General features: G+C 61.0%; 10 protein-coding genes and 1 pseudogene. 5 read left to right on the top strand and 6 right to left on the bottom strand.

The window, feature by feature from the left end:
* Positions 1 to 424: 424 nt before the first annotated feature.
* Both P8R42_21580 and P8R42_21575 read right to left on the bottom strand, forming a co-directional pair.
* Positions 425 to 2,830 carry a response regulator gene (locus P8R42_21580; GenBank protein MDG2307190.1) on the bottom strand — a complete coding sequence of 802 codons (2,406 nt, stop codon included), beginning with the start codon at positions 2,828 to 2,830 and terminating at the stop codon, positions 425 to 427.
* A 275-nt stretch (positions 2,831 to 3,105) separates the two neighbouring features.
* Complete coding sequence (locus tag P8R42_21575) at positions 3,106 to 3,252, bottom strand: hypothetical protein (protein ID MDG2307189.1); 147 nt, start codon at positions 3,250 to 3,252, stop codon at positions 3,106 to 3,108.
* Positions 3,253 to 3,318: 66 nt separating this feature from the next.
* Here P8R42_21575 and P8R42_21570 point away from each other — a divergent pair, with 66 nt between their 5' ends.
* Positions 3,319 to 3,747: a hypothetical protein gene (locus tag P8R42_21570; GenBank protein ID MDG2307188.1), complete on the top strand. Its 429-nt coding sequence runs from the start codon at positions 3,319 to 3,321 to the stop codon at positions 3,745 to 3,747.
* 1,066 nt (positions 3,748 to 4,813) lie between these two features.
* Positions 4,814 to 5,569: a DUF3050 domain-containing protein gene (locus tag P8R42_21565; protein ID MDG2307187.1), complete on the top strand. Its 756-nt coding sequence runs from the start codon at positions 4,814 to 4,816 to the stop codon at positions 5,567 to 5,569.
* A 323-nt stretch (positions 5,570 to 5,892) separates the two neighbouring features.
* Here the strand turns inward: P8R42_21565 and P8R42_21560 are convergent, their stop codons facing one another.
* From P8R42_21560 to P8R42_21545, 4 genes and pseudogenes are all read right to left on the bottom strand, one after another.
* On the bottom strand, positions 5,893 to 6,279 hold the full coding sequence (locus P8R42_21560; GenBank protein MDG2307186.1) for a DDE-type integrase/transposase/recombinase: 387 nt from the start codon (positions 6,277 to 6,279) through the stop codon (positions 5,893 to 5,895).
* A gap of 166 nt (positions 6,280 to 6,445) precedes the next feature.
* On the bottom strand, positions 6,446 to 6,601 hold the full coding sequence (locus tag P8R42_21555; protein ID MDG2307185.1) for a helix-turn-helix domain-containing protein: 156 nt from the start codon (positions 6,599 to 6,601) through the stop codon (positions 6,446 to 6,448).
* Positions 6,602 to 7,117: 516 nt separating this feature from the next.
* Positions 7,118 to 7,465: pseudogene (locus tag P8R42_21550) on the bottom strand (redoxin domain-containing protein).
* 15 nt (positions 7,466 to 7,480) lie between these two features.
* Positions 7,481 to 7,876 (bottom strand): hypothetical protein, encoded by a 396-nt coding sequence (locus P8R42_21545; GenBank protein ID MDG2307184.1) that lies wholly within the window; start codon positions 7,874 to 7,876, stop codon positions 7,481 to 7,483.
* Between the two features lie 133 nt (positions 7,877 to 8,009).
* On the opposite strand from P8R42_21545, the gene P8R42_21540 reads away from it, so the two are divergent.
* The 3 genes from P8R42_21540 to P8R42_21530 all read left to right on the top strand — a co-directional run.
* Positions 8,010 to 9,062, top strand: a complete 1,053-nt coding sequence (locus P8R42_21540) for a sulfatase-like hydrolase/transferase (protein ID MDG2307183.1) — start codon at positions 8,010 to 8,012, stop codon at positions 9,060 to 9,062.
* Between the two features lie 50 nt (positions 9,063 to 9,112).
* Complete coding sequence (locus tag P8R42_21535) at positions 9,113 to 10,873, top strand: amidohydrolase family protein (protein MDG2307182.1); 1,761 nt, start codon at positions 9,113 to 9,115, stop codon at positions 10,871 to 10,873.
* A gap of 9 nt (positions 10,874 to 10,882) precedes the next feature.
* Positions 10,883 to 11,214, top strand: a 332-nt coding sequence (locus tag P8R42_21530; GenBank protein ID MDG2307181.1) for a glutathione S-transferase, incomplete at its 3' end; no start/stop codon positions are given.

Genomic DNA, 11,214 nt, shown 5'->3' with positions numbered 1-11,214 from the left:
TCTTCCGCCGAAAAACGGCGTCTCGTCTTGCGCTGAATGTCGCGGACTACCTTCTCCGCACTCTCTGCCTTACCCATCAGGTGCTCCTTCCGGTTGGGCCGGAAGTGTCTCTTATTTCAAACCCCTAACTGGTCCAACTTCTGCTGAACCCGAACATACGCCCACGCGCCTCAACTCGCCCGCAACCAAAGAGCAGGTGCCGCCGCGAACAACCCGCTGTCGTTACGCTCCGAACCTCCTAACGACACCCCCTTGCGGACGTGACATCGACCTCGCGTATCCTGCTCGCGGGCTGTCCCCGTTCCGAGCCGCACCCCGACGTGTTCCTCGTCTTGATCGATACGCAGCTCGCTCGACAAGTCGACCTCGCCCAGCCAGAGCACCGGAGAGCCAGCCCCCTCTCACCACTGGCGCCCGAGCAGCTTCAGTCTCTCGACGAGTTCTTGGTCGATCTCGTGGCGGCCGACCGCGGAGGGGCGGCTTCGCGCAACGCGCTGAGCAAGGTCTTGCGTGTACAGGGTTTGGTCACGATCCCACTGAGGCCTTGTGCCTTCAATTCATCAAGGTCAGGGTCAGAAAGGTTCCCGCTCATGAGCACGACGGGGATGTTCGGATTGATCTGTCGCAACTCGCGAAACACCTCGGCGCCGTTCATTACTGGCATCCGAAAGTCGATGAGGGCGGCTGCCACTTGTTCATGGTTGTCCGCGAAAGCCTTGACTGCCGCTCCTCCGTCCTCGCAGGGGATCACGGAATATCCAGCAGCCTCGAGCATCATACTGAGTACCGTCATGACCTGTTTGTCGTCTTCCGCGATCAGCAAGACTCCGCTGCCCTCGAGTGAGTCGTCGTTCTCTTGTTCCATCTCGCGGTCCCCGACTTGCCTCGTGAGAGGTGTGTGGATCGAGCAGACTGTCCCCTTGTGGGGTGTGCTCTCCACCTCTAGCGAACCGCCAATTTCATCGAGATAGCGATCGAATACCGACAGGCCAAGCCCGGTCCCCTGGCCTGTTGGCTTGGTCGTGAAGAATGGCTCGAAGATCTTTGTGAGGTTTTCTTTCTCGATTCCAACCCCTGTATCCGTGACCTCCACCCGGATAAAATCGATCGGTGGCGAGTTCGTTTCAGCAGTTCCGATCTCTTGAGACGGCAGGCGCACCTTGCACGTGGAAATTGTCAACTCGCCGCCATCGGGCATGGCGTCGCGTGCGTTCAATCCGAGATTCAGAATTCCGCTCTCGAAGCGTGCTGCATCGCCGCGGGTGAGGAGTGTCTCCGGCGCGAGATTGGTGGTGACCCGGATCGATGAGTTGATGGCACTTCTCAATAGTTGCATGGAATTTTCGATACTCGCGTGAACATCGATGACTTCATCCTTTGGGCGCTTCAAACGGGCAAAGTCCAGAAGCTGGCGTGTGAGTTCGGCAGCCCGCGTGCCGGCCATTCGCGCAGTACTCGCCAACTTGAGGGCATCGCTGTGCTCGGCCGAATCCTGGAAGCGGCTTTCCAGCTGTTCGCTCGCTGACAGAATTCCCGTCAACAAGTTGTTGAAATCGTGCGCGATGCCCCCCGCTAGCCGGCCGATCGCCTCCATCTTCGTGGCATGGGTGAGCTTTGCGGCCAACGCTTCCTGCTCCGTGGTATCGCGGGCGAAGCGGTGGTGCTCGACCGATGGGTCGTGTGGGCTACCGACCAGAGACAGCTCCATGGAGAAGGGGCTTCCGTCGAGACGAAGGCCGTGTGATCTCAGTTCGCGCTTGGTCCCTCGCTCTAGGCCGCAGACAGCAGTAGCCACGGCTTCGCGGTCTTCTGGCACGACCCACTCATCCGCAAGGGTTCCAATCATCGTACCCGGGTCGCACTGATGCATCGTGGCAAAGGCCGCATTGATTTCAGTGAAGCGACCATCGGTGTCGACGTAGGCAACGCCCTCGATCGCGGCCTCCATCGCCTGGCGGAGACGATTGATTTCCTCGGCGGCCTTTTGTCCTTCGCGGAATTTCGCCGTCAGCTGCTCGTTGGTAGTACGAAGTTCGGTGACACGATCTTCCACGCGGTGCTCGAGTTCGGCGTTCGCCTCTCTGATGATTTGGTGGCTCTGATGAAGTTCGTTCAGTGAGGCGAGAAGTTGCTCGCGGTTTCTTTGGAGGTCTCGATCACGGGCCTGCAGTTGCTTGATTGCAGCGATGGAAAGAGTGCCGCAGAACAAAATTCCGACTACGGTGATCGAGCCAATGCCAAGGAGATAGTAGGGAGAGAGCTGCCCCGCGATAACGGGCATGTTGTTGAACAACGGTGCGTACGGAACCACACCTTGTTGCTCGAGTACGGTGAGAGTTGCCGTAATTAGGCCCCACGTTGCGGCGCCAAGCAGCGTGGGTTTTGTGCCGAAAACGGGAAGCGCCGCTAGGATTGCGCCAATGAGTACCACTGCCCCGTAGGGCACCGTCCATATTCCGAAGAAGTACGAGAACACCGCGTTACTGACGGCAAAAAGTTGGAGGGGCGCATGAAGGAAAAACTCTCGGTGGTCGAATCGACCCCGGGCGGCCAGGGAAACAAGGCCGAGGAGGGTCCATAGCACCAGAGTGCCGAACGAGAGCTGGATCTGGAGTTCGAGTACGGTCGGATCGATGAAAGGGACTTCCGCGGGGTGTTGCGCCGCGTAATCCAGCAACGCGGTTGCGTAAAGCACTAGGCCCAAGACGAGCCCTGAGATCAACGCAGACTTGCGGGCTGCGGGCCATTCGGTGAGGTAGGAAGGGAAGCTGGGTTCGCCGAACGCGGCTCCTGGTGGCTTGAGGTCTCGTTGCTCGGCGTTCGTGCCCATAACCTATGTCCCGTCATCGAAGACTTTGGAATGCAGCTACACGCAGTATAGGAAGTACAAGCAGCCTTTAGGGAGTATAGCTCCTCACTGATTCTGTTACATCAATTTGAAAGATTCGCGAAATCACCGCCTGTCGACCCAAAATTTTGCTCGCGGCGGGGATCATGCAATTCATTTTCATTCATCCGCGAACGAGTGTCCCGCGGTTGTGGCTTCCGGCAACTCGATCGCACTGAGATTGTTGAGGAATCCTGTCGGGCCGCTACACCGCGGGGCTACAGGAGACCGATTTTCGCGCTCTCCTCTCGACGTTCCCCGACCTCTTTCGCAGCTCTGTCGCTCTCCGCGTCGAGGTCGTTGCGCTTCGCCACCAGCTTCTCGTGCTGCAACGCCAGGGTGGTGGCCGTCGGCGCGCTCTGCACGGGGGAGACCGCCTACTGTGGGCGTGGCTCTTCCGTCATTGAACTGGATGGCGTCAATCTCTCGTCTTGGTTCAGCCCGAGACCCTGATCGGCTGGCATCGCCAGGGCTTTCGCTTCTTCTGGCGCGGCAAGAGCCGACGGTGTCAGCTCGGGTGTCCTGGGATCTCGCGAGAACTCCAGGACCTCATCGCGACGATGCACGAGGCCAATCCGACATGGGGAGCACCTCGGACCCATGGCGAACTGCTCAAGCTCGGCTTCACCGTCGCGCAGTCGGCGCTGTCGAAGTACCTGCCGCGGAACCGGAAGCCACCGGTGGTTCACGCCCTCGGTAACGCGGCTGCCTACGATGTCGCGCTTCGCGAAGCGCTCGACCTGTACCGCAGCATCGGTGCCACGGGTCACGCAGATCAGTTGACGAGCGAACTCCAAGCCTGGTTCGAAGCGCTACCGAGGCTGGCCCGATTTGCGTCCGATAGCGCCTGCGTTCGTTAGGCGCCCGGTGCGGTTCTAGGCGTTCTCGCAGCGACGAGCAGGGCCAGCGAAACTGTGATCGGAAAGGCGGCTACCATACAGAGCGAACCGAGCCAGAAAGCGATTCGCTCCAAAGTAGGCGCGGACACCGGTGCCGGAGAAGCCGGTTCGAAGTAGACGCCCGAGTAGAGATGGGGGTAAGTGGCAAAGCGCCTTTGCATCGTGCCAATCCACGAACGCACTCGCGGGAGTTTGGGATCCGTTTGGAGTGACGCGATCGGGGGGACTGGATTGCTGAAATGGTATTGAAGGATGCCAAATAGTATCATGTCGACAGTGTTCGGCTCATCTCCCCCGACGTAGTCACCCAAACTTTCCTCGAGCTTTTTCTCCCAGTACAGAAACTAGTCCGTGAAGTTCTCCGGGTCGGGTTGTTTGCCGCTGAGCACCATGAACCGGATCAGCAGAAAGAAGTAGAGAACCTCGAAGCTGCGTAGAAAATGGTTGCGCAGGCGCAGCAACAGCGATGGAGTGGGGTCCCGAACGAGACTGAACGCGCCCCAAAAACGCGATGCGCTATCCGCCGGGCGTATCCCAGATGTTGTATGACAATAGGAAAACTGACCGACCTATTCGCCTAGGTCGACGGGTAGTCGCCACCGCAAAACCTCGAGTCAGGTCGGGTTTTTGGGACTCAAGCGGCCGCTGCGTCGCCGCCGGACGGGCTCGGCAAGCTCGCGAATTTGAATCTCGAGTTTTTACCATGTCGTTGCTCTCTCTCCCGGAAGTTGACCACTTCCCTGAGGAACTTCGATCTTGGCTCCTTGGGCTCTCTTTTTTGCGAGTACGTGCCGAACGCGAGTGGGGTTGTGGGCAACCTAGAATACGTGCAGGTTTATTCCATATACCTCTGTTTGGATCAGTTCCTGTTGCGCTAGAAGTCCATGCAGATGCCAGAGAATACGGCGAAAGGACGCTATCGTGAAAATCTTAATAGTTCGACAGATTGAAAACTTCCGATGCTAGGATTGGCTAGAGAAGCCGCCCGCCGCAACTTCTTCTGGAGTGGTGGCCATGGATCGCAGACGTGAACAAAACCCAGAATTGGGAAGAGGCTTGTGAGGTTCTTCGGAACCACCCGCTCTATGGGGCCATAAAGACTCCGTCTGCTTTGCGTCTTTTTACGGAGTACCACGTATTCGCAGTGTGGGACTTCATGACGTTATTAAAAAGTCTGCAAAGGGATTTGACGACAGTTTCCCTGCCGTGGTTCCCGGGGCGAGACCCGGAGACCGCCAGGCTTGTCAACGCATTGGTCTTGGCGGAAGAGAGCGACTCCATTCCCGAGGGCGATGGGTTTCGGAAACTTTCTCACTTTGAATGGTACTTGGAAGCAATGACCGAAATTGGTGCGGATTGTTCGGAGATTAATTTTTGTATAGCGGAAGTTCGTCGTGGCGCCTTGTTTCAATCTGTCCTCGCAGATGCAAAGTTGACCCCATCAGTTAACGAGTTTCTTCAAGCGACATCCGAAATTCTCGAAGAGCCTGTTGCGGTCCGTGTAGCGGCATTTCACTATTCTCGAGAACTGATCATTCCGGAAATGTTTCTACCGATTGCTACGAATCTGTCTCAAGAGGGTCTTGCCTGCGGCACCTTGGTTGCGTGTTTGCAACGGCACGTCGATATAGACTCGCAGGATCATTCGTTGGCTTCCGAAGCAATGGTCGAGAGGTTGCTTGCGTCCTCGCCTGAACTGATGGGGCGGGCCGAAGAAATATCCTTACGTGCCCTCACGGCTCGCGTCGCGCTGTGGGACGCCATCCTTGAGAGGATCTGCTAGCTCTGTTCTGTTTTAAGACGCAGCGTGGGCGCACGTCGTCAAAGACTTCGGGATCAGTAGGCCTGATTTATAAGAGACACTTCTGGCACGTTTGCCCGCCTACGCGGCGCGTAGATTCTGTCGCGCACGACGAGCCATTGTCTTCTTCTTGGTCTGTTCTCGGCGCGTCAGGATCGCGGTGCGCCGCCCGTGATATGCATCGGCTGGAGTCACGTTGTCCAGTGACTCGCGGTAGCGCCGATGGTTGTAGTGCTCGACGAAGCGACCGATCGCACGCTCGAGCTCTCACGGACTGTAGTAGTTCTCCAGCTTCGCCACGTTCTTCATCGACCGGTGGTGGCGCTCGATCTTCCCCTGGGTTTGCGGATGGTACGGCCTCCTCGCGTGTGCTCCATCCCGTGACGACCAAGATAGGTCGCCAGCTCGCCCGAGACGTAGCAAGGGCCGTTGTCGCTCAGCAGCCGAGGTCGGTGCACGACCGCCACCTCGTCGACTCCTGCCTTCGCTCGCGCCAGATCAAGCGTCTCGGTCACGTCCGACGCCTTCATCGCCGTGCCGAGCGTCCACGCCAAGATGTAGCGCGAGTAGTCGTCGAGCACGGTCGACAGGTAGTACCAGCCCCAGCTCACCACGCGCAGGTACGTGAAGTCCGTCTGCCAAAGGTCGTTGGGCCGCGTCGTCGGATGCTGGAAGCGATCGGCGGCCCGGATCGAGACGTAGGCCGGACTCGTGATGAGGTCGTGCGCCTTTAGAATGCGATAGACGCTGGATTCAGAGATGAATTGGCTTGTCCGGTCCGTCCTCTGTCACGCCAGCTCTCTGGGCGATCTCTCCGGGTCGGCCAGCGCCGCTTCGACCACCCGCGCTCGCTCGCGCTCAGGAATGCGATTCCAGTGACGGCGCGTCGCGGGCTTGCGCGGCTCCATGCTCGCGGTAGCGCTCGTACCAGGCGTAGAAAATCGAGCGGCTCACGCCCAGCTCGCGCAGCGTGCGGCGCACCGACAGGTCCGAGCCTTCCACCAGCTGGATCACTTCGCGCTCCTCCGACGGTCTGGAAGCGATTGTTGACCAGCCGTATGCCGGGCGCGACCTTCGCGACCCAGCCCGCGAACGGGAGCACCACGATCCATGTGGGAAGAAGCAGGCCGGCGGCGATCCATACGGCGACGAAGCCTGCCAGTCGGAGTATCGCGTTTCGGATTCGCTTTGGGACTGTGTTTTCGCCGGGACGGCAGTTGAACGGGACGGGCCGCAGAAACCACCCGTTGGCCAGAAGCAGCATCACGAAGAGAGGCCACGGCGCCGCGTGCTCGACGTCGAAGCCTTCGCGTTCCGGTGCGAAGCGGAAGCAGACGGCCTGCCCGTCCTTGTGGCCGCAAAGAATCAGTTGAAGCTTACGGCCCCCGCTCGCCGGATCTCTGACGCTGTCGGGATCGACGATTTCGGTGACCTTGAAGTCGCTTCCCTGGTCCGACGAAAACCAGGCCCGCTCGGCTTCGGATGCGTCGGCGAGATGGCTCGGAATGGATTCTTCAATGTGCGGTATCGCTAGTCCAGATGCTTCTGCATCGCCGCGAGAACGACATCGGGGCCGGAGCGCCGCTGATAGTTCTCCGAGAGGTCCATCCAGAGGATCTTTCCGTCTTTGTCGACGAGGAGCGACGCGGGCACCGGCAGTGCTTCCTGCTCGTCACCCGGCGGTGCGGAGTGAACGAGCGTGTTGCGCAGACCGAACGCGTCGGTGACCTTCAGGTCGGCATCGGACAGCATGATCGCTTGCAGGCCGTGGGCGTCGCGCCCGTTCTGCAGCTCTTCGACCGAGTCGGTGCTGACCGTGAGCACCTGGATGTCACGCTTGTCGAACTCGGGCCGAAGGGTCTCCCATCGCCGCAACTCGGCGACACAGTACGGTCACCAATGGGCACGGAAGAACTTGATGAGTACATGATGGCCCTGGAGTGCCTCGGAGTCGAACCACTCCCCGAACTCGTCGACCGCCTTGAACTGCGGGATCGTGTCTCCCACCTGGACGGCACCCGCGCCGACCTGCTGCGGGCTGATGTAGACGGTCATCGGCAGAAACGTGCCGATGAAGATCCCGAGGGCGGCGGCGATGCCTCCGTACCACCTGGTGCCGCGGACGAAGGCCCCAAGTCCGAGCGCGATGGCGAGCAACCAGCCGAGGACGAAGAACGTTCGGTTCTCTGGGACCCCGACGGCGTTGTTCATCGCGAACCACCCGAAGAAGAACGCCAGGGCGACGATGGGCGCCGCGAGGCCGAGCTTCGTTCCAGGTTTCGCCTTCATGCTGGCGGGAGGTTTACTCTCATGGTGAGAGGGCATCAAGCCTCGGATAGCAGGTGGCGGGTCAGCCGACCCGCGAGGGGGGCTTCACGGCATTGACTTGTTGGCATATCTGGTGCCATAAGTTTGAGGGCATATGAGCGCGCTTTTTCAGTCGCGGGTGTTTCGCATCGCCGACGTCGCTGAGGCGCCGCCATCGGAGCGGCCGCCGAACGATCAAGGCTTCGACGAGAGCCTCCTGATGGCGGGCGTGCTGCACCTACCCGAGGACCATCCCGACACGGTCAACTCGAAGCAGATGTTCGACCCGCTCGACCGCTTCCCCTGGACGATGGGCGGCTACGCGGTGCGCTACAACGGTGGCCCGGAGTTCGAACCCGAGGGGCACACGACCGACTACTACACGGATCAGGCCGTGAAGGTGATCGAGAACAATCGGAATCGCCCGTTCTTCCTCTCTCTGGCGCACTGGGGCATCCACACACCGCTCCAATCCACGAAGGAAGACTACGACGCCTACCCGAACATCGAGAGTCATACCGAGCGCACGTACGCGGGGATGATCCGCGCTCTGGATCGAAGTGTGGGGCGTGTTCTCGAGGCGCTTCGCGATAACGGCCTCGATGAGAACACGATCGTGATCTTCACGTCCGACAACGGCGGTGCCGGCTACATCGGCCTGCCGGACGTGAATCGTCCCTATCGGGGCTGGAAGCTCACGTTGTTCGAAGGCGGCGTTCACGTGCCGTACATGATGCGTTGGCCGGCAGGGATTCCGGCAGGGCAGAGGTACGACGAGCCGGTGCACCACTTCGACATCTACGCGACGGCCGTGGCGGCTGCGGGCGCGGAAATGCCGACCGACCGGAAGATGGACGTTGTAGACCTGCTCCCGAATGTCCGAGACGAGGCGGATGGTGTTCTGCACGAGGACTGGAAGCTCCAACGCAGCGGCCCGAACGACGAATTTGTCTGGCTCTTCGACATGGCCGACGACCCGACGGAGCAGAACAACCTCGCGAGTGAACTTCCGGAAAAGTTCGCCGAGCTCGATGCGGTCCTCGCCGTGCACCTCGCGGAGCAGGCGCCTCCGCGTTGGCCGTCCCGAGCGGCGGCCGCGATCTCGATCGATAAACACCTGAACCAACCGGAGTCGCCCGACGACGAGTTCGTTTACTACCCGAACTGACCGGCCCGCCTTCCCGAGCTCGGGAACGCTTCACGCCAAGGAGAATCGACATGCTGGATACCGTGATCAAAGGCGCAAAAATAGTAGACGGCACCGGGGCACCCGGCGAGAGCGGCGACCTCGGGATTCGCGATGGCAAGATCGTGGCGCGAGGGAAAGTCGACGAGGCGGCCCGTGAGACGGTCGACGCCGACGGCCTAATCGCGACGCCGGGCTGGGTCGACCTGCACACGCACTACGACGGTCAGGTGACGTGGGACGAACAGATGGATCCGTCGGCCTCCCAGGGCGTCACGACCGTCGTGATGGGGAACTGCGGCGTCGGCTTCGCTCCCGTCGAGCGGGGCGGTGAGCGGATTCTCATCGAGCTGATGGAGGGTGTCGAGGACATTCCGGGCACCGCACTGTACGAAGGGATGCCGTGGGGGGAGTGGGAGAGCTTCCCCGATTATCTCGACTACCTCGAGACCCGTCGCTGGACGCTCGACGTAGGTGCGCAGCTGCCCCACGGTCCGCTCCGCAGCTACGTGATGGGCCAGCGCGGCCGTGACAATGAGGCGCCCACAGCGGACGACCTTACGCGGATGCGCGACCTGGTCGAGGAATCGATGCGTGCCGGTGCGCTCGGCTTCTCGACGTCGCGCACGATCGGGCATCGCAGCATGTCGGGCGAGCCCGTGCCCGGAACCTTCGCGGCCGAGGACGAGCTGCTCGCTCTCGCCGAGGGGATGAAGCGCGCCGGCTCCGGCGTCTTCGAGCTGATCCCGGCGAGCACCGTGGGTGAGCTCAAGGAGATCGGCGGCGAGCGCTACACACTCCTCGAAGAGTTCGAGCTGATCAAACGTGTCGGCCGCGAGTGTGGCCGGCCGGTTACATTCACGACGGTGCAGATCCCCGACTATCCGGACACGTGGCAGGCGTTCCTGGACGGGGTCACCGAGGAGAACGCGAAGGGCTCGGACCTGCGGCCCCAGGTGGCCTGCCGTCCGATCGGCTTCGTTACGGGGCTGCAGACCTACCACATGTTCCAGCGCCGCGAGACGTACCTGAAGCTCGCGGACCTGCCGCTCGCCGAGCGCGTCGCGGAGATGAAGAAGCCCGAGGTGAAGGCCGCGATTCTGCAGGACGCGGACGTCCCGGTCGATCAGCCCGGCGCCATGGCGAATGTGCACCAGCTGCTCGGTCGCACCGCCCCATTCATGTTCCCCATCTCCCTACCGATCGACTACGAGCCGGAGCCTTCGGGGATGTTCATGACGAAGGCGGCGGCCGCCGGAAAAGACGTTCCGGAGTACATCTACGACTTCCTGGTCGACGGCGGAGGAAAGAACTTCGCGATCGTGCTCGGTTCGAACTACATGAGCGGAAACCACGACGTCATCCACACGATGCTCACACACCCGCATACGGTCGCCGGTCTGTCGGACGCGGGTGCGCACGTGAACCTGATCTTTGACGCGGTGGCGCCGACGTACTCCCTGATTCACTGGGTGCGCGACCGCTCCCGGGGGGAGCGGCTGTCGCTCGAGTTCATGGTTCACAAGCACACGCTCAACAACGCGAACCTCTACGGACTGCACGACCGCGGCAGTCTTGAGATCGGCAAGCGCGCCGACCTGAACCTGATCGACCTCGACAACCTGCAACTGGGCGGCCTGGAGGTTCATCACGACCTGCCGGCCGGTGGCAGCCGGGTGCTGCAGTCGGCCAAGGGATACACGGCCACCTTCGTTGCCGGGACGAGGACGCGGATCGACGACGCCGATACCGGCGCGCGGCCCGGCCGCCTCGTACGGGGCGGAGCAAACTAGGAGAGAACCTTGCTGACACTTCATTTCGCACCGAACTCGCGCGCGAGCCGCATCTACTGGCTGCTGAAGGAGCTGGACCTTCCGTTCGAGCTGAACCGGATGGACTTCCACCCGAAGGACCTGAAGTCCGACGAGCACCGGGCGCGTCACCCGCTGGGCCGCGTACCCGTGCTCGATGACGACGAAGTGCAGATCTACGAGTCCGGCGCCATCGTCGAGTACATCCTGGCCCGCCACGCGCCCGGGAAGCTCAAGCCCGCCGTGGATCAGCCCGAGTTCCCGCACTACCTGCAGTGGTTCCACTACTGCGAGGGGATGGTGATGCCGCCGATGAACACGAT

The sequence above is a fragment of the Candidatus Binatia bacterium genome (assembly GCA_029243485.1).
Taxonomy (GTDB): Bacteria; Desulfobacterota; Binatia; order UBA12015; family UBA12015; genus VGTG01.
The sequence above is the reverse complement of the archived record's forward strand: the minus strand, read 5'-3'. Positions and strand labels throughout refer to the sequence as shown.